19 protein-coding genes are annotated in these 21499 nt (G+C 50.3%); 16 read left to right on the top strand and 3 right to left on the bottom strand.

What is annotated here, in order from left to right; translation table 11 throughout:
• Positions 1-77: 77 nt before the first annotated feature.
• The 11 genes from ACFSUC_RS18600 (at position 78) to ACFSUC_RS18550 (ending at position 11958) form a co-directional block, all read left to right on the top strand.
• The gene (locus ACFSUC_RS18600; RefSeq protein WP_379931150.1) at positions 78-638 is read left to right on the top strand and encodes a DUF4247 domain-containing protein; all 561 of its coding nucleotides are present in this window, start codon (positions 78-80) and stop codon (positions 636-638) included.
• Between the two features lie 30 nt (positions 639-668).
• Entirely contained in the window at positions 669-1076 is a 408-nt protein-coding gene (locus ACFSUC_RS18595) for a DUF350 domain-containing protein (protein WP_379931149.1), read from the top strand.
• Positions 1073-2602 (top strand): polyamine aminopropyltransferase, encoded by a 1530-nt coding sequence (locus ACFSUC_RS18590; protein WP_379931148.1) that lies wholly within the window; start codon positions 1073-1075, stop codon positions 2600-2602. The genes ACFSUC_RS18595 and ACFSUC_RS18590 overlap by 4 nt, the downstream gene beginning before the upstream one ends.
• Positions 2603-2671: 69 nt before the next feature.
• Positions 2672-3640: a UV DNA damage repair endonuclease UvsE gene (gene uvsE, locus ACFSUC_RS18585; RefSeq protein WP_379931147.1), complete on the top strand. Its 969-nt coding sequence runs from the start codon at positions 2672-2674 to the stop codon at positions 3638-3640.
• Between the two features lie 126 nt (positions 3641-3766).
• On the top strand, positions 3767-4639 hold the full coding sequence (locus ACFSUC_RS18580; RefSeq protein WP_379931146.1) for an inositol monophosphatase family protein: 873 nt from the start codon (positions 3767-3769) through the stop codon (positions 4637-4639).
• A 54-nt stretch (positions 4640-4693) separates the two neighbouring features.
• On the top strand, positions 4694-4939 hold the full coding sequence (locus tag ACFSUC_RS18575; protein WP_379931145.1) for a hypothetical protein: 246 nt from the start codon (positions 4694-4696) through the stop codon (positions 4937-4939).
• 168 nt (positions 4940-5107) lie between these two features.
• Positions 5108-6127, top strand: a complete 1020-nt coding sequence (locus ACFSUC_RS18570; RefSeq protein ID WP_379931144.1) for a LacI family DNA-binding transcriptional regulator — start codon at positions 5108-5110, stop codon at positions 6125-6127.
• Positions 6128-6587: 460 nt separating this feature from the next.
• A complete protein-coding gene (locus ACFSUC_RS18565) occupies positions 6588-7922 on the top strand; it encodes a sugar ABC transporter substrate-binding protein (RefSeq protein ID WP_379931143.1) in 1335 nt (444 codons plus the stop codon).
• Between the two features lie 80 nt (positions 7923-8002).
• Complete coding sequence (locus ACFSUC_RS18560) at positions 8003-9313, top strand: carbohydrate ABC transporter permease (protein WP_379931142.1); 1311 nt, start codon at positions 8003-8005, stop codon at positions 9311-9313.
• Complete coding sequence (locus ACFSUC_RS18555) at positions 9314-10147, top strand: sugar ABC transporter permease (RefSeq protein WP_379931141.1); 834 nt, start codon at positions 9314-9316, stop codon at positions 10145-10147.
• A 62-nt stretch (positions 10148-10209) separates the two neighbouring features.
• The gene (locus ACFSUC_RS18550; protein ID WP_379931140.1) at positions 10210-11958 is read left to right on the top strand and encodes an alpha-glycosidase; all 1749 of its coding nucleotides are present in this window, start codon (positions 10210-10212) and stop codon (positions 11956-11958) included.
• A gap of 134 nt (positions 11959-12092) precedes the next feature.
• Here the strand turns inward: ACFSUC_RS18550 and ACFSUC_RS18545 are convergent, their stop codons facing one another.
• The gene (locus ACFSUC_RS18545) at positions 12093-13211 is read right to left on the bottom strand and encodes an MBL fold metallo-hydrolase (RefSeq protein ID WP_379931139.1); all 1119 of its coding nucleotides are present in this window, start codon (positions 13209-13211) and stop codon (positions 12093-12095) included.
• A 194-nt stretch (positions 13212-13405) separates the two neighbouring features.
• Between ACFSUC_RS18545 and ACFSUC_RS18540 the strand changes: the two genes are divergently transcribed.
• Positions 13406-13936: a TetR/AcrR family transcriptional regulator gene (locus ACFSUC_RS18540; protein WP_379931138.1), complete on the top strand. Its 531-nt coding sequence runs from the start codon at positions 13406-13408 to the stop codon at positions 13934-13936.
• 116 nt (positions 13937-14052) lie between these two features.
• On the opposite strand, the gene ilvD is transcribed toward ACFSUC_RS18540, so the two are convergent.
• Positions 14053-15741, bottom strand: a complete 1689-nt coding sequence (gene ilvD, locus ACFSUC_RS18535; RefSeq protein WP_379931137.1) for a dihydroxy-acid dehydratase — start codon at positions 15739-15741, stop codon at positions 14053-14055.
• Between the two features lie 207 nt (positions 15742-15948).
• Here ilvD and ACFSUC_RS18530 point away from each other — a divergent pair, with 207 nt between their 5' ends.
• A complete protein-coding gene (locus ACFSUC_RS18530) occupies positions 15949-16428 on the top strand; it encodes a hypothetical protein (protein ID WP_379931136.1) in 480 nt (159 codons plus the stop codon).
• Positions 16429-16528: 100 nt separating this feature from the next.
• Here the strand turns inward: ACFSUC_RS18530 and ACFSUC_RS18525 are convergent, their stop codons facing one another.
• Complete coding sequence (locus ACFSUC_RS18525) at positions 16529-17998, bottom strand: helix-turn-helix domain-containing protein (protein ID WP_379931279.1); 1470 nt, start codon at positions 17996-17998, stop codon at positions 16529-16531.
• On the opposite strand from ACFSUC_RS18525, the gene ACFSUC_RS18520 reads away from it, so the two are divergent.
• The 3 genes from ACFSUC_RS18520 to bioB all read left to right on the top strand — a co-directional run bounded on the left by ACFSUC_RS18520 (position 17897) and on the right by bioB (position 21488).
• The gene (locus tag ACFSUC_RS18520; protein WP_379931278.1) at positions 17897-19483 is read left to right on the top strand and encodes a glycoside hydrolase family 66 protein; all 1587 of its coding nucleotides are present in this window, start codon (positions 17897-17899) and stop codon (positions 19481-19483) included. The two genes, ACFSUC_RS18525 and ACFSUC_RS18520, sit on opposite strands and share 102 nt — an antisense overlap.
• A 218-nt stretch (positions 19484-19701) precedes the next feature.
• Positions 19702-20439: a dethiobiotin synthase gene (gene bioD, locus ACFSUC_RS18515; RefSeq protein ID WP_379931135.1), complete on the top strand. Its 738-nt coding sequence runs from the start codon at positions 19702-19704 to the stop codon at positions 20437-20439.
• Positions 20440-20495: 56 nt separating this feature from the next.
• The gene (gene bioB / locus ACFSUC_RS18510) at positions 20496-21488 is read left to right on the top strand and encodes a biotin synthase BioB (RefSeq protein WP_379931134.1); all 993 of its coding nucleotides are present in this window, start codon (positions 20496-20498) and stop codon (positions 21486-21488) included.
• The last annotated feature ends 11 nt before the right edge of the window (positions 21489-21499 follow it).

The following is a 21499-nucleotide window of genomic DNA, read 5'->3' as shown; positions in this document are numbered from 1 at the left end:
GAACATGCAGGAACACGTAAAGGCAGACGTGATCGTCGTCTGTCTTTTCCCTTGTTTGCTAGAAAGGTGGGAAGCAATTGAACAGCTCGAAACGAATGGTTATCCTGCTGCTGGTGAGTATGATGATCCTGACTGCCTGCGGCAATGGTGGTCTGCAGCAACAGCTTGAAGATACCTTTGTGCGTGCGGATGTGGTGTACAATGAGCAGGGGTCCGAAGCGACCATCTATCGCTCCTTTAATTCCTCCGTCGCTCAAACGGTACAGCGTGTCCAGGAACTTGAGAAGCCGCTGCATACCTCCAAAAATGACAGCGAGCATATGTTTCTGGTCTATGAGGATCACCTCGTTCATGTGATGCAGGATGCAGCCAAGCCCCAGAATACGCTGGTTGAGTTGTCCGACAAGCAATTTGTCCAGCAAAGCTACAGCATGGGCTTGCTGGAAACGTATTTGATCTTGCAAATCGTAGATGAAGTCTTTGATTTGAAATACAAGAAGAGAAAATATGCCGGTACGTACGGCGGCTATGTCACAACAGGCGGCAATTATGCCAAAAACAAGAGTGGCGGCTCGCTCCGCTATGGTTCGGTCAGCGGCTACAGTCCTCGTGGAAGAGGTCCGGGTGTAGGGAAATAAACAATCTCAGGGATTCAAGGAGGAAATACCATGGAGTTTATTGAAGAAAACGCTTATTTGTATACGTTCGTCTATTATGTGGTCACCATGGCGGCCATTGTGGTCAGTCTCTTTATTTTCGAACTGGTGACCAAATACAAGAACTGGGAGCAGATCAAGCAGGGGAATATCGCTGTAGCGATGGCTACAGGCGGTAAGATTTTTGGTGTGGCGAACATCTTCCGGTTCTCCATCGAGCATTCCGATAGTCTGGGACAAACGGTCATTTGGGGCGGATTCGGCTTTGTTCTGCTGCTTGCGGCATACTTCATTTTCGAGTTCCTGACGCTGAAGATTAAAGTGGATGAGGAAATTGAGAAAGGAAATACGGCTGTCGGTCTGATCTCCCTGCTTATCTCCATCGGTACGTCGTATGTGATCGGCGCCAGCATTACATGAAGCCGATCAACCGCATCTATACCGCGAGTGCGATCGTATCCATTTGCGGCATTACCTTTCAGGTTTTACTAGGAGCGCTCGGCTCCTATACGTTTGGTGACGGGGTTCGCCAATATGCCTTTACAATCGGTTTCTTCCTCAGTGGGATGGGGATCGGCTCTGCCCTGAGTGAACGGGTTATCAAGCATTTGATCGAACGCTTTATCGTCGTGGAATTAATCATCGGAACGGTCGGTGGCTTCTCCTCCTTTGTCCTGTTCTGGGTGCTGGCCTATTCAGACTATGAGGCGGGTCAGGTGATGCTGTTTGCCATGACCATCCTGATCGGGATGCTCACAGGTCTGGAACTGCCGATCTTGATTCGACGGGCCAGCGAGATTGGAGAGCAGTTGAATCGCAGCACGGCTCGCGTTTTGTTCAGTGATTACGCGGGAAGCCTCATTGGTGCGGTTGGATTTGCCCTCTTGCTCAGACCGTGGCTCGGAATGATCAAGACGGCTTTTTTGATCGGACTGATCAACCTCGCTGTAGCCATGTGGATGGTCTTTTCCTTTCGCGGAGAATTGCGAAGGCCAAGGTGGTTGCAAAGCGCGGCGCTGTCCCTGATGGCTCTCATGATGCTAGGATTTCTGTTCGGGGAGCAGTATGCTTTTGGATTCGAGCAGAAGCTGTACCGGGACCCCATCGTCCGCTCGTTTGATACCCCGTATCAGCGTGTGGTGCTCACGAAGGAACAGGACACCGTCAGGCTGTATCTCAATGGTAACATTCAGTTCTCCAGCAGTGATGAATACCGGTATCATGAATCATTGGTCCATCCTGCCATGAGTGCCACAAGCCATCATGACCAGATCCTGGTGCTGGGTGGCGGGGACGGCATGGCGGTGCGTGAACTGCTTAAATATGAAGACGTAGAGCGGATTACCGTGGTTGATCTGGATGAGCAGTTTGTGTCCTTTGCGATGGAGGAACCGTTGATGCAATCTCTGCATGAGCAGTCGCTTCAGTCTCCGAAGGTCAGACTGAAACATATGGATGCCTTTGAGTTTTTGAAAGAAGACAACCACCTCTATGATGTTGTCATTGTCGATCTTCCGGATCCGAACAATGAATCTCTCAACAAGCTGTATACGGTTCATTTCTATCAGCTCCTGCGCAATCATCTTCATCCCGACGGGTTTGCGGCCATCCAGGCAACCAGTCCCCTGTTTGCAGTGAAGGCCTACTGGACCATTGATGCGACCTTGCAGGAAGCCGGACTGAAGACGATGAACTATCACGCGGATATTCCTTCGTTTGGCGACTGGGGCTTTATACTGGCTTCTCGCAAACAGCTGTCTCCGGAGGAATTAACGGTGCAGGTGCCGACTCGCTATTTGACCAATGAGGTCATTCCTGCCCTGTTTCGGTTTGGCAAGGATCAGGACAACGTGACGGACAGCGGTGAGCAGCTGCCGGTGGAGCCGAACACACTGAATCATCCTACCCTGCTGCATGTCTATCAGGAAGCCTGGCAGAACTATTAGTATTCTACCTCCCGAATTCGGGTACCTTAAGCACAGAGCGTCTAAGGTGTCCTGACGGGAGGTTTTTTGATGATCGTACGTTTTGGCTATGTGGCCATGTCGGTGGTCGTGAAGAATTGCTCTCCATCGAAAACGATGACCGCCACCCATTTTCAAAAACTGGCAGACCGGGAGGCAGCGGTGCGCAAACTGGAGCGGATTGCCGCAGAAAATCTGCAAAACACCCTGCGTCTGCTCAAGCACAACCGTGCTCACGATATTCATGTGTACCGGATGTCTTCGAAGCTGATTCCGCTCATCAGCCATGAGATGCTGAAGGGATGGGACCCTTTCCCCGTGCTTGCCGATGCTTTCAGGGAGATTGGGGACTATGCCAAAGCCCATGGCATGCGTCTCAGCTTTCACCCGGATCACTTTACCGTACTTAGTACGAACCGGGCCAGTGTGCTGGATAATTCCAAACAGGATCTCGCTACCCATGTCAATATGCTGGAAACGATGGGGCTGGATGAACAGGCTACTTGCAATATTCACATTGGAGGCACCTATGGAGACCGGGAGAAAAGCTTTGCCCGATTTATCGAGCAGTTTGCCCAGCTGGATGACCGCATTCAACAACGGATTACGCTGGAAAATGACGACAAAACCTTTCACGCGCGCGAGACGCTGGAAGCCTGTGAGCGCGTAGGGGTTCCGATGGTGCTGGATATCCATCATCAATGGGTAAACAACGAAGGAGAGGACAGCTGGGCGTACTGGCCCCGCATTCTGAATACTTGGAAGCAGTTCGGGCACGGCCAGCCACCGAAAATTCATGTGTCCAGTCCCAAAAGCGCCAAAGACCCGAGAGGGCATGCCGATTATGTAGATCCAGATTTTCTGCTGTCCTTTCTGCGGCCCATTGCAGGCGACACGGACAGGCTGGATGTGATGATTGAAGCCAAGAAAAAGGACGACGCTCTGTTTCAATTGATGAAGAAGCTTCCCCAGCAGCATCCATCCCTGAAGGTCATCGACCAGGCTACGATTGAATTTTAGGGCATAAAAATTCGAATATCCTCCCCCTGCCCAGCTTGTTTTCGTGTACAATAGGAGTAGCAACACGTTCACGAAATTCCCGTACTGACTTGCACATACGGATGAAGAAAAGGAATGAGGATTGAGATGGCAGAGAAAAATGAGAAAAAGCCAACCCCGATCGTCACAAGCAAGAGCTTCACTGCCGTGGCCATCAATACGGCGGCACGGGCAGGGGAATGGATCAAGTCCAAGCTGGGCAGTTATGGACAGTTGAATCTGAAAGCTTCCGGGCAAGATCTCGTTACAGAAGTGGACAAAGGTTCCGAAGCGATGATTCGGAAGCTGATCACCACGTATTTCCCGACTCATACGTTCTTGGGAGAGGAAAGTGTCCCGCTGGATACAGCGGCACGCCAACAGACATTTGCAGAAGCAGCGGAAGCAGAATATGTATGGGTGGTGGACCCGATAGACGGAACCACGAACTTTGTACATGGCTTTCCGTTTTTTTCGATCTCGATTGCCCTTGCCCATAAGGGAGAGGTGATTGTCGGCGTCGTATATGATCCTTCCAGGGATGAGCTGTTTGTCGCGGAAAAAGGCAAGGGTGCCTATGTACACGGCAAACGGATGCAGGTTGGGCCGGAAAAGCAGTTGTCCGAAAGTCTGCTTTCTACCGGGTTTCCCGTTGATCATGTCCACACGTTGCCGCCGAATATGCGCGCCTTGCAGGCATTTGTGCCGCAGGTGCGGAACATTCGTACGAGTGGTTCGGCTGCCTTGCATATGGCCTATGTGGCAGCAGGTCGTTTAAGCGGATTTTGGGAAGTAGGCTTGAACGCCTGGGATACTGCTGCAGGTGCTCTACTTATTCAGGAAGCAGGCGGCAAGGTCACGGATACCCGTGGAGAACCGTATACACTTGCATGCAGACATATTGTAGCGACGAACGGTCATATTCACGGACAGGTACTGGATGTCCTGGAAGAGGTAGATGGTCAGGGACCGGCCTCTTGATACGGGCATGATTATTCCATGAGAACACGTTCTGAATGAAAGGGGGTTTCGGTCATGGACAAACGCAACATGGAAGATGAACTCGCAGCCTATTTGACAGAAGCCGAAATGCGCCAGTCTGAACCGAAAGAACAGACAGCAGCTCGCAAATTGCCGCCGCGTTATGAATTCAGACAGCAGATTGACGTGGACCCTATTCAGGAAGAAACGAAGCTTGTACGCGCCTTTGTAAAGCATGAGCTGGATGAACGATACGAAGCCTATAGACAGCCAAAGTCAACGTTCAATCCGGACGCATAAATAGGATGGTCGCCATCTGATACCGTAACAGCGGTAGGGATGGCGATTTTTATTTGTGCTCATTGACGATCTGACAGGTCGGTGATAAGCTGAGTATACATAAAATTAAACGTTTAATCTGTGAATCCAAAGGCAAACTGGTTGTGAACCACAGCAAAAGGAGAAAAAATGAACAGAGTCAGTATAAAAGATGTGGCCCTTCAAGCCAAGGTATCCATTGCGACTGTTTCAAATGTCGTAAACGGCAAAGGCAGAGTGTCTGCCCAAACGGCACGGAAAGTGCAGGATGTCATCGAGCAACTGCAATATTATCCAAGTCAGTCAGCGAGAAACCTGAAGGATAAGCAGTCGTATATGATCGCCGTGGTGGTGCCTTATCTGAAGGAAGCCAAGCTGTATGACAACCCCTTTTACTGGAAGTTGATTGTGGGGATCGAGGAAGGGGCGAAGCATAAACGGTTTCAGGTGATGCTAATGGATGTGAACGATGATGAGAGCTTTGCCTTTGTGCAGGAGCGACACCTGGACGGAATGGTTGTGGTAGGCACGTTTCACAATGAGCCGGTTCTGGAGCGAATATCCGCGATTCAGAAGCCGGTCGTATTTCTGGACAGCTATCTGGAACATCCTTATCTGCATCAGCTTCTGATCGATGATGAGCAAGGAGGATATCTGGGCGCGAAGCATCTGATTGAGCTTGGTCATCGTCAGATCGGTATCATGTGTGGCCTGCTGGTGAACGGGGGCGTTCATGCTGCCCGTTTGAAAGGGGTTCACACCGCGATGAAGGAAGCCGGCTTGCCGCTGGATAGCCTGCAAATTTTTGAAGTACATACGTCTGCCGAAACCGGACGATTCCTTGCACACCGCATCAACGACCAGTTTCCTCAGCTGACTGCCACTTTTTCATTTTCAGATATTGGCGCAGTAGGTTTGATTCGAGGTTTTCACGACAAAAAGGTATCCGTACCAGCCGATATGTCTGTCATCGGATTTGATGATATGCACTACGTAGAATATATGAACCCAGCCTTAACGACGATTCGTCAGGATGTCCATATGAAGGGGAAGCTGGCGGTAGAAATGTTAATGGAGATGATCGATCATCCGTCTGTTGAAGCTAGACAGATCCGCTTGCCTGTAGAATTGATCACGCGTGAAAGCGCAGGACCGTGCAGCCGTGCTTAACGTGCTTCATTCATGGCTGAATGGCGAAGGAAGAATAACCTGATTTTTTCTGTCATACCCTATTGACGATCAGAAAATTCCATGATATTCTAGGGGAGATAAAACGTTTAATCACTTTGTGCATTCGAATGATGTGAACGGTTGCAAGTAAGCCACCCATCGGAAGCACTTCTTTTTTTCAACATAAATGAAACGTTTAATCAAACTTGTTGTTTGAACACCAAGCAAGACCAATCAAGACCAATCAAGACCAAGCAAGACCAAGCAAGACCAATCAAGAAGTGATACGGAGATATTCTTTTTTTTATTGCATAAATGAAATGTTTAATCTAATCCCAAATGAAACTTGAAAGGGGTGATCGCCAAAGCGGAAAAAAATCGCAGGTTCGCATCACTGGACAGGAAAAGCAAGCGAAAACATGACGATGATGAGAATGAACAAAAGAGAGGGGACGTAAACATGTTTACAAAGAAAATGATGTGGAGTGGTCTGATTATCTTATGTATGCTTTTTACCGTCACTGCCTGCAACTCCGGAAACAACAACGAGAACAGCAGTGGAAACAATCCTTCATCTTCGCAGGCGAACGCGTCGGGTGAAGCAGATAACGGGAATGCAGGATCTGAAGCGGTGAAAGAACTGGAGCCTGAACCGGATGCCAAACTGCTCGTGTGGGATGGAAAAGACGGGTTGCCATTTCTGCAGGAGATTGCCAAGTCCTTTACAGAAGAAACGGGTATTCCGGTAGAAGTTCAGGAGCAGGGAGCACCGGAGCAGATTGAAAAAATGCGAACAGATGGTCCGGCAGGATCAGCAGCAGATATCATTACCTTGCCGCACAATGATTTGGGTAATGCCGTGTCTAGCGGATTTGTTCTACCGAATGATTTCTATGAAGAAGAAACCAGAAGTGAATTTATTGAAGCTGCGGTGAAAGCGGTTACTTTTGATGGCATGTTGTATGGCTACCCACGAAATATGGAGACCTATGCGTTATTCGTCAACAATGATCTCGTGAAAGGGGCTCCTCTTGAAACGTGGGAGGATGTTATCCAGTTCTCCAAATCGTTCAACGATGTGGAAAACAATCGGTACGGCTTCATGATGCGTCTGGAATCGCTGTACTTCACTTATCCGTTCCTGACGGGATATGGAGGCTATATTTTCGGGGAAGATGGAACAGATCCGACCGATATTGGCCTCAATCATGAAGGTTCGGTGAAAGGACTGGAAGTATATAAATCACTCAAGGAAATTTTGCCGATGGCCGTTTCAGACGCCAGTGATGATGTGAAAACAGCGCTGTTTGAGGAAGGCAAGCTGGCGATCAATCTCGACGGGGTATGGAACATCGGTAACTTCTCCAACCTGGATGCAGATATTTCAATGATACCGCTGCCGAAGTTTGACAACGGAAATCCATCTGTCAGCTTCGCAGGCGTAAAGGCGTACTACGTCAGTGCGTATTCCCAGTATCCTAAAGCGGCCCGACTGTTTGCCCATTATGTGACGACCCAGGAAGCGTTGCTGAAGAACTACGAAATCACAGGTTTTATTCCGGCTCGCAAAGGCATGGCCGAGCTCGATGCCATCAAGGCAGACAAAATGGTGGTTGGCGCTTTGAAGCAACTTGAGCATTCGCATCCAATGCCATCCATTGTTGAAATGGGTCAGGTATGGACCCCGTTCGGCAATGCCCTCCAGTTGATCTGGGATGGAGCAGACATCAAGCCGGCGCTTGATAAAGCCGTTGAAGACCTGAAAGTGGGCATTGATGCCCAAAACAATGAATAGACAGCTCTCTATCTGTCATTGCAATCACCCATCTCCTTGATGGGTGATCCATATTTCAACCACAGAGAGGTGAGTCAGAATTGGTTCAACACCGTAACAAAGCCGCGGTATTATCCATGATATACATGGGTCTTGGGCAATTATACAATCGCCAGTTTTTCAAGGGATCGGTCTTGATGCTTTTCTATACCTTTGCCCTTGCCATGATCTGGACCTATGCGCCAAGGGGATTGTGGGGCCTCGTGACCTTGGGGGAGCAAGCCGATCGTCTCGAGAAGGTAGATGGGCTGATGGTCAATGTGCGGGGAGATCATTCGATCTTTTTGATGGTACAGGGCATTATCATTTTGTTGTTTATCGGTCTTGCCTTGACCATGCTGATCGCAAACATTCGCGATGCGTATCGGGTGGGTAGCCAGCGTGAGAAGGGAGAACACGTCAACACCTTCCGGCAAACCCTGTATCATCTGATGGAAGAGAAATTCCCGTATTTTGCCTTGTCTCTTCCGCTAATTCTGGTCGTGTTCTTTACGGTGATGCCGGTGCTCTTTATGATCCTGCTCGCGTTTACCAATTTCTCGTTTCCGAAATATTTGCCTCCAGCCAAACTGGTGGACTGGACAGGATTCAAATCCTTCCTGGACATGTTTCGGATTCAGGCATGGAGCAGTACCTTCTTTGGCGTTACCTTATGGACGATCACCTGGACGATCTGTGCAACCTTGACGACATTTGTGGCCGGCTTCGGTGTGGCGCTGCTCGTTCAAATGAAAAAGATTCGCTTCAAAGGTTTTTGGCGGACGCTGTACATTATTCCGTATGCCATTCCGCAATTTATTTCATTGCTGATCATGAGAAATATGTTTAACGGACAATTCGGTCCCATCAACAACTATTTGCAATATTTCGGATTGGGCAAAGTGCCGTGGCTGACCGATCCCTTCTGGGCCAAATTTACGGTGATCATGGTGAATATCTGGATCGGGTTCCCGATTACGATGCTGATGATCATCGGCTTGCTGTCGACCATCCCGGAAGATTTATATGAAGCTGCGCAAATTGACGGGGCAAGCCGCTTTCAGCAATTCAAGGCGATTACCTTTCCTTCGATTATGTTTGCCTTCGGTCCGCTGCTTGTCATGGCCTTTGCAGGGAATATCAACAACTTCAACCTGATCTTTCTGCTCACCAACGGGGGGCCGGCCAATTCGGACTATCAGCTGGCCGGACATACGGATATTCTGATTACCTGGCTGTACAGCCTGACTCTCACGAACGGGAAGTACAACTATGCCTCTGTCGTCGGACTGTTCATTTTCGTGATCATCGCTTCCTTGTCCATCTGGAATCTTCGCAGGACGAGAGCATTCAGAGAGGAGGATATGTATTAAATGAAGCCTTCTTTTATTTCTCGATTGGAGCTGTCTGTTGCCTATCTTGCCCTGATCGCCATCGGGGTGATTGCCCTTTATCCTGCGCTTTGGGTGGTCCTCTCGTCATTTCGGCCGGGGACGGCGCTATACAGTGAACGGCTCATTCCGCAGTCCTTTACGACCGAGCATTATGTGACACTGTTTGAACGATATCCGTACTGGTCATGGTTTGCCAATACGTTGAAAATTTCTATCTCAACGATGATTATTTCGACCATTTTGGTCACGTTGACCGGATACATTTTTTCGAAGTTCCGATTTCAGGGACGCCGGAAGTTGATGCTGGGCTTGCTGGTGGCAGGCATGTTTCCAGGCTTTATGAGTATGGTCGCCATTTATATTTTGCTTATGCAACTGAACCTGCTGGATACGCATCTGGCCCTGATTGTCGTCTATTCATCCGGCTCGGCCATGGGATTCCTGTTTGTGAAGAGTTATTTTGACACGATCCCCTCCAGCATCATTGACGCCGCCAAGATCGATGGCGCCTCACATTCCGTTATTTTTATGCGGATCATGCTGCCGCTTTCCCGGCCGCTGCTTGTGTTTGTTGCCTTGACCTCGTTTAGCGGAGCCTTTGTTGACTTCATCTTCGCGAACATGGTCTTAACGGATACGAACAAGCTGACGCTGGCTGTCGGTCTGTTTAAAATGGTGAAAACCAAATTTGCGACCGAATTTACCTTGTTTGCCGCCGGCTGTGTGCTGGTAGCGGTCCCGATTACCTTGCTCTTTATCGGCTTGCAGCGCTTTTTAATAGAAGGGTTGACGGCTGGAGCTGAGAAGGGCTGAAGAAACCAGAGAAAACTTGAATCAACTAGAATAATCACCATACACAAGGAGTGGATACCTGCATGTTAATCGAAGCTATTTATCATCGTCCCAAATTAAACTGGGCGTACAGTTATGATGAGCGTACGGTTCACCTGAGATTACGTACCAAGAGAGCGGATATCGACAAGGTTGAGGTGTTTTACGGCGACAAGTGCCTCCCATGGGAAGAGATGCAGACCGTGCGCATGGAGAAACTGGCAGAGGATGAATGGTACGACTATTGGGAAACGGCTGTCCAGCCGCCCTACCGGAGATTATGCTATGCCTTTATCCTTCAGGATGGCGATGCGTCCATCTGGTATTCGGAGGAAGGGTTTCATCGGACCCCGCCGGTTAGACATCTCGGTCTGTTCGAATTCCCGTTTATCAATGCGGCTGACATCAATCGCCCCCCTGCATGGGTGAAGGATGCGATCTTCTATCAGATCTTCCCTGAACGGTTTGCCAATGGCGATCCATCCAATGATCCGGCCGACGTCCAGCCATGGGGAAACAAGCCGGAACAACGAAATTTTTTCGGTGGGGACCTGCAAGGCATCATCGATCATCTCGATCATTTGACGGAGCTGGGCATTACAGCCCTGTACCTCACCCCCATATTCGCAGGGGAAACGAATCACAAGTACGATACGAGTGACTATATGCAAATCGATTCGCATTTCGGAACGAAGGAGACGCTGAAACAACTGGTGGATGCTTGTCATGAAAAAGGCATCCGCGTCATGCTGGATGCCGTGTTCAATCACGCGGGGAAAGCTTTTGCACCGTTTAAGGATGTTATGGAAAATGGCCCTGCATCCCGTTATGCGGACTGGTTTCATGTGCGTGAGTGGCCTGCGACGATTAAGGATGGCAGGCCAACCTATGATACGTTCGCCTTTGAGCCTTTAATGCCCAAGCTGAAGACAGAACATCCCGAAGTGAAGCAATATTTGCTGAACGTAGCGAAATACTGGATTGAGGAATGCGGCATCGACGGATGGCGACTTGATGTGGCCAATGAGGTGGATCACAAGTTTTGGCGAGCATTTCGCGATGTCGTGAAGGAAGTTAATCCGGAAGCTTATATCCTCGGTGAGATTTGGCATGATTCGGTCATGTGGTTGCAGGGAGACCAGTTCGACGGGGTGATGAATTACCCGCTTTCCAACACCATGCTTGACTTTTTCGTGTTCGGTCATCTGGATGCCCAGGCTTTTGCCAACAAGATCGGCGGCCTGCTTGCCCGATATCCGAAGCCGGCAAACGAAGCCTGCTTTAATCAGCTCGACAGCCATGATACCGTTCGACTCATTACATTGTGTAAAGAGAATACCGACATGATGAAACTCGCTTTGCTGTTTCAGTTCTCCTTCCCGGGTGCTCCCAGCATTTATTATGGAGATGAGATCGGGCTGACGGGTGAGTTCGACCCGGATAACCGCAAATGCATGCCGTGGAATGAAGAAAAACAGGATCGCTCGCTGTTTGCGTATTATCAGCAGCTAATCCAACTACGGAAAACGTACGGGTCCTTACGCTCCGGCACATTGCGTTTTCTGCATGCAGAACAGCAATCCACGGGCTTGATCTATGAACGAAGTGATCAGTCAGAAAAACTGATTATTCTGATGAATGCGGGGGAACAGGCGCAGACGCTTTCCGTCCGACTCGAAGCCGGAGCCTGGAGCGATGCGCTAACAGGTGATAGCCTGCCGGTATCAGATGGCGTGTACACGGAGAATCTCCCGCCTTACGGTGCTCGGGTCATCGTGAAGGGCGCCCGTTAAAGAGAGCTTAATAAAAAGAGAAAAAGAGCCTGATAAAAAGAGTACAGAAATACAGATCGCCTTTCTCCTCTCTGCAGATGTTGGGATCTGCAGAGAGGAGAAAGGCGATTTTTCGTATCAGGAGGGGGAGAAGTCTAGGATGATGTCCACCAGGCCGTGGCGGGGTATTGCTCGGCACCCAGGGTGACAGGTTCACCGATCCGTGGTGTCGCAATCGGCAAATCATGCTGTTCTGCCGCTTTCTTCGCACGCTCGACCGGGTCCGTCCACGAGTGAAAAGCGAGGGTGAAAGCCGACCAGTGAATCGGGAAGAGCAGCTTGCCCTTCACATCGAGGTGAGCCTGGACGGTTTCTTCCGGCATCATATGAATGGCGGACCACCGTTCATCATACTGCCCGCATTCCATGAAGGTGGCATCAAACGGGCCGTAGGCGGCGCCAATCTCCTTGAAATGAGGACCGTACCCGCTGTCACCGCTAAAATAAACCTTGTGCTGATCCCCCTGGATGACCCAGGAGCACCACAGACTGGCATCGCGTCCGGACAGGCCTCTGCCGGAATAATGTCTGGCCGGCGTACAGGCCAGTTTCAACCCGTCCAGTTCTGTTTCCTCCCACCAGTCCATTTCGCTGATTTGTTCAGGCAGGACGCCCCAGCGCTCCAGGTGGCTGCCGAGGCCCAACGGCACAATAAACTGTTTCACTTTATGGCGTATGCGCTTGATCGTTCCGTAATCGAGGTGGTCATAATGATCATGAGAGAAGAGTACGGCATCGATCTCAGGAAGCTGCTCAATCTCGACCGGAAGCTTCTCACTGAAGCGCTTCAGTCCAAAAAATGGAACAGGGGAAGGTCGATCCCCGAACATAGGGTCCAGTAATAAGGATTTTCCGTTGATTTGCAGCAGGAGGGCAGAATGGCCAAACCAGATCCATCGGTCTGCCACAGGATGCTTGAGTGAATCGGGATCGACAGACGTCATCGGAATCGGATACCCGGGCTGTCGGTGCGGATTCTTTTTGGTGAAATCCCGCAAAATGGAGAGACCTGTTCGAAAATCGGTACGCATGTCCGTAGGAATGGGGTACTGAAATTTCTCATTGTTATATTGCTTGGAACGGGTAAAGGTCAGCCGTTTCTGTGTAGAGGGCTTGCTGCCAAACACCGGATGGCGGGTCAGTACGATCCCAAGAACGGCGAGACTGGCGACGATCAGAGTGAGAATGAGAGTGATCCATAAAAATAAGGGCATGGTGATATTCCTGCTTTCTATAAAGGATAAGAATCGAGAATAATATCAAATTAACAAAATGAATGCATTTTGTCAATTTGTCGTTGACGAAGGGGAAGGAGTGTGACAAAATAAGCTTGCAAGCACGAGCAGCCTTTCGGTTGCAAACGCAAACAAGCCTTGAACACATACCAGGCAATGAGGATGATTCGGATATGGGACAGGTACGACAGGAAGAACGAAGAAAAGTGATTTTAGGCGCTGCTGTCGATTGTTTTCTGCAATACGGGTATGCCAAAACCGCCATGGATGATATCGCGAAAAAAGCCAGCATCTCAAGATCGCTATTGTATATTCAATTTAAGAACAAGGAAGACATATTGGTGAATCTGCTGCAGGATCTGTGGCAGCAGCAGATGGAGCAGGCCGCACACATTCTGGACAGGGAAGATTCGTTGCAGCAGAAGCTGATCGCGATCTTCGACGTGCTGGTCATTCAGCCCTGGGAGCAGTTTGCCAATCAGGATGGTCAGGAGCTGTTGGAAGAGTACGTTCGGCTATTTCCCCAGTTTGAGGAAGCATACAGGAAAGATTTTATTGAAGTTCTGATGACCGTGCTGAACGATCGCCAATTGGCTGAAGTGATGATGCTGTCTGTGAAAGGATTAAAGATGGATCACCCCACCCTGAAAGTGCTTCGGGAGCGGATACAGGTGCTGGTGACGCGCCTGACTAGCTCTGACTAGCTCTGACTAGCTCTGACTAGTCCATCACAGCAATAGACATAGCAAAAAACGCAAAAAAGGATTGCACCCTTGCTGAGAGATCAGCGGGATGCAATCCTTTTATTTTTATCGTGAGCTTAGTCGATTTTCATGACGCCGCCTGTGCTTGCAGACGTCACGAGTTTGGAATAGCGGGCGAGATAGCCGGTTTTGACTTTTGGTTCAAAGCCTTTCCAGTTCGCTTTGCGCTTCTCCATTTCTTCGTCGCTGATGCACAGCTCAATCTTGCGGTTGTTCAGATCGAGGATGATATCGTCTCCGTCTTCGACAAACGCGATCGGGCCGCCTTCAGCCGCTTCCGGAGAAATGTGACCGATGCTGATGCCGCGGGAAGCACCGGAGAAACGTCCATCCGTTATGAGACCGACTTTGGCGCCAAGTCCCATTCCGACGATCTGGGAAGTAGGAGCGAGCATTTCTGGCATACCCGGGCCACCTTTAGGGCCTTCGTAACGAATGACGACGACATGTCCTTCTTTTACTTTTCCGTTGGCAATGCCATGCAGCGCCTCATCTTGGGAATCGAAGCAAATGGCAGGACCTTGATGGTATCCGCCTACCGATTCATCTACCGCACCGACTTTAATGATCGCCCCGTTTGGCGCGAGATTTCCGAACAGAACGGCCAGACCGCCTCGCTCACTGTGCGCGTTCTCCAGTGGATGAATCACATCGGTATCGAGAATCGGGGAGTTCTCCACATTCTCGCGCAGCGTTTTGCCTGTTACAGTAATGCGATCTGCGTGGATTGCGCCTTCTTTCTTCAGCAGCTCGTTGAGAACTGCGCTGACGCCGCCAGCATTGTGCACGTCTTCAATGTGGTAGTCAGACGCCGGCGCGATCTTGGCAATATGCGGAACGCGGGAGGCGACTTCATTAATCCGCTCGATCGGATAGTCGATGCCGGCTTCATGAGCCAGTGCCAGTGTATGCAGGACCGTATTGGTTGATCCGCCCATCGCCATGTCCAGCGCGAAAGCGTTGTCGATTGCTTCTGCGGTGACGATATCTCTTGGCTTCAGATCCAGCTTAATCAGTTCCATAAGCTGCTTGGCGGATTTTCTGACAAATTCTCTGCGCTCTGGTGCTACGGCCAGAATGGTTCCGTTTCCTGGAAGAGCAATCCCCAGCGCTTCAGCCAGACAGTTCATGGAGTTGGCGGTAAACATGCCGGAACAGGAGCCGCAAGTCGGACAGCCGAATTGCTCCAGCTCCGTCAGGCTCTGCTCATCGATTTTGCCGGACTGGAATGCGCCGACCCCTTCAAAGACAGAGGAAAGGGAGATAGACTTGCCTGTGCTGTCCTTTCCGGCTTTCATCGGTCCGCCGCTTACAAATACCGTCGGGATGTTGACGCGAAGTGCGCCCATCATCATACCTGGCGTGATTTTGTCACAGTTAGGAATGCAGACCATGCCATCGAACCAGTGCGCGGATACGACGGTTTCCAGGGAATCGGCAATAATTTCACGGCTTGGCAGCGAGTAACGCATGCCGATATGCCCCATGGCAATGCCGTCATCGACCCCGATGGTGTTGAATTCAAACGGAACACCGCCTGCTTCGCGAATCGCTTCCTTGACGATTTTCCCGAATTCTTGCAAGTGAACATGTCCCGGTACAATATCAATGTATGAGTTGCAGACCGCAATAAACGGCTTGCCGAAATCCTCTTCCTTCACCCCAGCTGCACGGAGCAGGCTGCGATGGGGAGCACGGTCGAATCCTTTTTTGATCATATCAGATCTCATTTTCTTTTCGGACATTCTGTATACCTCCATATTAAATATATTGATGATCATTGCATTTTTGGAACGAGCATGATTCCTATCTCATTAATCTAACACACTCGCTGGCTTGTTTTCTAGTCGAACCGCAAAAATAGGGCAAAATGAGAAAGAAGTGCAAGTCATATATTTCCATATGAAGGACATAATAGGATGGTGTCAGATTGAAGCTGGGAGTGATCGGGCTTGTGGACAGAAAAACAGGTGGAATGTATATGCTGGAGTATAGCGCTCCCCGGATTCGGACAATTGCGCAACGGCAAGCTGGTAAAAGGCCTTACATTGATTGTGCTCGAAATGCTGATCAATGTATACGCCCATTTGAACCGGATCATTATCTCCAGCTTTAACGGGCAGATATCGGGGAGTATTGAGCAGGCGAATGATCAGTGGCTGATGTTTTATCCCTGTCTGTATATGTTTGCGATGTGGGATGCTTACCGCGATGCAGGAGGCGGAACGAAGCCTTATTCCGTGCTGCCCTTTGCGTTTGGCGCCTATATGGGGACGGTCGGCATCATCTACTCGCGGCTGTGGCTGGGACCGGTATGGCTCGGCCTGATCGGGCTGGCAGTCGGGCTGCTGGTCGGTCATCTGCTTCGGAGGCTGTTAACCCGATTGGCACAAAACCAGAAGGCGAAGGAAGGCAGACCCGAACATTCGTGACAGGTCAGCTCTCCTTGCATGCTTTCTGGCAGGTCCCTTACGGGATGTTGTTGTATGTTTCCTGGTGGAGCCCTTGCGGGAGTTTGCTCTAGGTGTCCTGTTAGGTCCCTCGCGGCATGTTATCGTACGCTTCCTGGTACGTACCTGGTGGCATTTTATAGGTTTGTTTGAATACATGGGAGAAATGCTTGACGCTGATGTAGCCCACCTTCTCGGCAATTTCGTAAATTTTAAGCGGCTGCTCTGCCACGAGCAGTTTGGCGGCTTGCTCCATTCTCACACGCGTGAGAAATTTGATGTAAGATTCGCCCATGCTCTTGTGAAAAATATTGCTGAGGTAGCTGGAGGACACCCCGATTTTTTCTGCAATTAACGCCAGACTAAGTGGTTCTGCATAGTGCATATAGATGTATTTCTGTGCCTGCAGAACGGCATCATGCTCATCCACTTCCGGCTGCTCTGTGGATGCGAAGATGTGCAGGATATCGGCAAACAATTGCTGAACGCGTTCATCGGTGACTGCACTGGTCTGCTTCGCGAACTGCTTGAGGATATTTAACCCCTGACCTGCCTGCACCGCCTGCTCGCCCTGAAAGCGATGGGAGGTTTCGGTGAGGGCCTCCAGCAAATAAAGACCGTAGCGGATCACAGCGACAGAAGTAGAAGTCTCCATCTGTGCCATCCATTTATTCAAGGCATCATAATAGATCATTTTGTTGCGGTTGAGCAGGCCGGATTGAAGCAGAGAGATCATCTTGTCCCACTCCATGAGGGTATGAAGGTGCGGATCATGGGCGTCGTAATGGAAGACGTCTTCCTGATCCTGATAGAGACGTTTGCCCAGCATTTTGCGGGCATTTTGGTAAGACACATGCAGCTGGAGTACTTCATGCTCGGCAGTGCCGGCTGCGGCGACCAGGGGGATACCCGTGCTGGTTTTCATCATGTCCGAGACATGCTGAAAAATTTGTGCACTTTGTTTGCGCAAGGCCTCCCGGTCTTCACCAGCCAGAAACACGATCGTATTCTCTTCTTCATCGGAGAAGACCCAGCCATTTCCGGATTCTTCGATCCATTCCGAAGCGGCCTGATTGAGGATGAATTTGAAAACGGGAATATCGCTGGCGGGTATCGGCTTCTGCAACAGGGCCGCTGTGTCCAGAGACAGAATCAGAATCATGCCTTCTGATTCGATCAAGTTAATTTTGAAGCGATAGAGCAAGGGGTATAGGGCCTTGATTTCCACGCTGTGATCGGTGATGACTGCTTTCAGAAATTGCTTGATGACTTGTTTTTTGGCGGATTCGGACACGTTCAGCATGGCGCGGTAAGCCAGTTCCTTGTTTCGCTCCATGGCGATGTCGTTTGCGATACGTTTCAGTGCCTGAGCCAGCTCATCTCTGACGATGGGCTTCAGCAGGTAATCATTGACCCCATATTGCAGCGCTTCCTTGGCCAGGGAAAACTCATCGTAGCCGGAGATGATGAGGATCGGCACATTCGGATAGGTGTCGCATACGATCCTGGACAGCTCCAGGCCGTCCATCTCCGGCATTTTAATGTCTGTGATCAGCAGATCAAGTTCAATGGATACGGATTCGATGTTTCCTTGTATGACGGGACGGCATGTGTGCAGGAGATGTCGAGTTCCTTTGATGTCGTATCCTCCTGGAGAAAGTCGACGAGATACGGATTTTTGAGTGATTTCTATACGAGTGAAACGGGACGGCATCAGGACGTGGAGAAACTGAACAAGCTCCATTTGAATCTCATTCAATTTTACGACTGGATGTACAAGCATGATGAACTGGTTGGTCCTGAGTCGGAATATACCGATTTGATGGGCAGGAAACTGAGCCTGGATGTGGTGAAGGAGAAAGTGGCGGCCTGTCATCGCTACGGGATGAAAGCGATGGCCTATGGGGCGGTTTATGCAGCGAGCCAATCGTTCTATGAATCTCGCAAGGACTGGGCGCTCTATGACAGCAACGGCAACGTACTGGACTTCATTGATATTTTCTACATGATGAATGTGGCAGAGGAGTCGCCATGGCATGATCATATCATTGGCGAATACCGGAAGACGATTGAGCAGGTTGATTTTGACGGTATTCATATGGACACCTATGGCACGCCGAAGACCGCCATCTCCAAATGGGGAGGGGAAGAAAAGGTGGTGAAGCTGGAAGAGCACTTTCCGGCGCTGATTAACCATACCCGTGAGGCACTGGAGCAGGTCAAGGAGGACATTGCGCTCATTTTCAACAATGTAGGGAACTGGCCGGTAGACACCGTAGCGGTTGCCGAGCAGGATGCGATGTATATTGAGGTCTGGAATCCGTACGAGCGCTATCACCATATTCAGCAGATCATTGCCTGGGCTCGTCATTTCAGCCAGGACAAACCGGTCATTCTGGCTGCCTATCTGAAGCCGTTCAGACTGGAAGCGATGGAAAAGGCCGAGATTTCTGCCCTGCTGCTTACCGCGGCGATCACTTCGAACGGCGGTTATCACTTGCTATTGGGCGAAGACAATGCGGTACTGACTCAGGGCTACTATGTGGATTATTCGCTTGTCGGCGAACCGTTCATGCGGACGATGCGCAACTATTATGACTTTATCATCCGCTATGCGAACCTGTTCTTTGATGCTTCACTGCGGGACGTGTCCATGACGCACGCCAAGGGAGACAACCAGGAGTATCAATTGACGGGTGCTGCATTCAGTACGTATGGCGAGGCTGACAAGGTGTGGACGATCATCCGGGAGAAGCGGGGAAGGAAAGTCGTATCCCTGGTGAATCTGGTCGGGAATCTGGACGACAGATGGAACGAAGGCAAGGATGAGCCTGCGCGGATCGAGCTGGTAGAGATGCGCATTCAGGTGGAGGAACAGGTGAAGGACGTGTATATGGCAAGCCCGGACGAAGAGATGGGTCGTCCGCAGCCTGTGCCGTATGAGTTGGTTGAAAGTGACAAAGGCATGGTCGTCGTTGCCCAGATTCCGAATCTGTATATCTGGAAGCTGCTCGTTATTGAGCTTGGAGCCAAATAGAAGGGAAAGCACCGTTCTTTGCGAGTCAGGATCGCGCAGAGAACGGTGTTTTTGTGTGGATCATGAACAACTCCCTGAAAGGATACGTATTGTCAGCGCGATAAAAAAAGGGTAAGATAGGGACGATTATGATTGTTAACCCCTCGGGGTTCTGAAGGTTGACAATTCAGGATATACATATACACCAAGCACACATGATCGGGAGTGAAACGGCAAGGATGAGACCTCTCTTTGTTACGGGTACAGACACAGGGATTGGCAAAACAAGAGTCACCTACGGACTCGCATCGGGCTTGCGAAAACGGCACATTCAAACCCAGACCTGGAAGCCGGTTCAAACCGGTGTCAGGACGGGCACGGCGGAAGCAGACAGCTTTCGGTTGAAATGGGGAAGCGGTGCAGAAGAAGAGGAAGCGCATCTGGTAAGCGTCACACTGCCGGACCCGCTGGCTCCCTGGATGGCTGCCAGGCGCAGGAGTATGAAGCTGGACTATGAACAGCTGGTTGAGGAAGGCCGTCAACGTGCGAGCCAGACCGATCTGTTGATCATGGAAGGGGCGGGCGGCTTGCTTGTTCCGCTGACCGAGAAGCAACTCATTGCCGATCTCGCGATTGATCTGGAAATGTCGGTATTGATCGTGGCCCGGGCGGGGCTCGGTACGGTCAACCATACGCTGTTAACAATTGAAGCAGCGAGAAGTCGCGGCCTGCAAGTGGCAGGGATCGTCATCAATGGCATGTTGGCGACTCAGAGGCCTGAGGTGCAGGAGAATCGGGAGATGATCGAGCATTTCGGGCAGTGCAAGGTACTGGGACTGCTGCCGGATGTTCAGGGCGAGCCGGAAACCACTTCACCCGCAGACTGGCAAAGCTGGAAAGAGCGGTGGGATGAGGTCTGTGAGCAGAATCTGGACTGGACGTTGGTACTCGGTCTGGCAAAGAATGCGGGCATGTAAGCCACTAAACATTGAATGAATCATGAGATGGAACCATATAGAGGAGGAGCATGGATATGCTGCAAACACAATTGAACTGGGATGAACTGGCACGAAAATCGTTAAACGGGGAACTGCTGACTGTAGAAGAAGGATTGTCTGTACTGGAGGCTGATGATGACGAGCTGCTGTCGATCATGAATGCAGCGTTTCAGGTTCGTAAAGCCCATTACGGCAAAAAAGTAAAGCTGAACCTGATTATCAATGCCAAGAGCGGGCTATGTCCGGAGGACTGCGGATATTGCTCGCAGTCAATTGTGTCCGATGCGCCCATTGACAAGTACACGATGATGGAAAAGGATGTTCTGGTGAAGGGTGCGCAGCAGGCGATGAATATGCAGGCCGGCACCTATTGTATTGTGGCGAGCGGAAGAGGGCCAACCAACAAGGAACTGGATCAGGTGGTAGAAGCCGTCAAGGAAATCAAGGGGACCATGCCGCTCAAAATCTGTGCATGTCTTGGAATTCTGTCCGATGAGCAGGCAGAACGACTGAAGGATGCCGGTGTGGATCGCTACAATCACAACCTCAATACAAGCAAGTCCAATTTCTCCAGCATTACGACGACACATACGTATGATGATCGGGTGAAAACCGTCAACAAAGCGAAGGCTTCCGGTATGTCTCCTTGCTCCGGCTGTATTGTCGGTATGGGAGAGACCAATACGGAGATCGTGGAGATGGCGTATGCGCTGAGAGAGCTGGATGCAGACTCCATTCCGGTCAATTTCCTCAATGCCATTCCGGGTACACCACTGGAGGACAAGAAGGAACTCGATCCGAGAAAATGTCTGAAAGTGCTGGCGCTGATGCGTTTCATTAACCCAACGAAGGAGATTCGTATTTCCGGAGGCCGAGAGGTGAACCTTCGCTCGATGCAGGCGATGGGCTTATATGCGGCGAACTCAATTTTTGTAGGCGATTATTTGACGACAGAAGGTCAGGAAGCGACGAGTGATCATCAGATGATCGAGGATATGGGATTTGAGATTGAGCTTTGTGCCTTGTAAGCGAGGGATCC

This window comes from Marinicrinis sediminis (genome assembly GCF_042685085.1).
Classification (GTDB): Bacteria; Bacillota; Bacilli; order Paenibacillales; family KCTC-33676; genus Marinicrinis; species Marinicrinis sediminis.
This window is presented reverse-complemented; position numbering and strand designations above follow the sequence as displayed.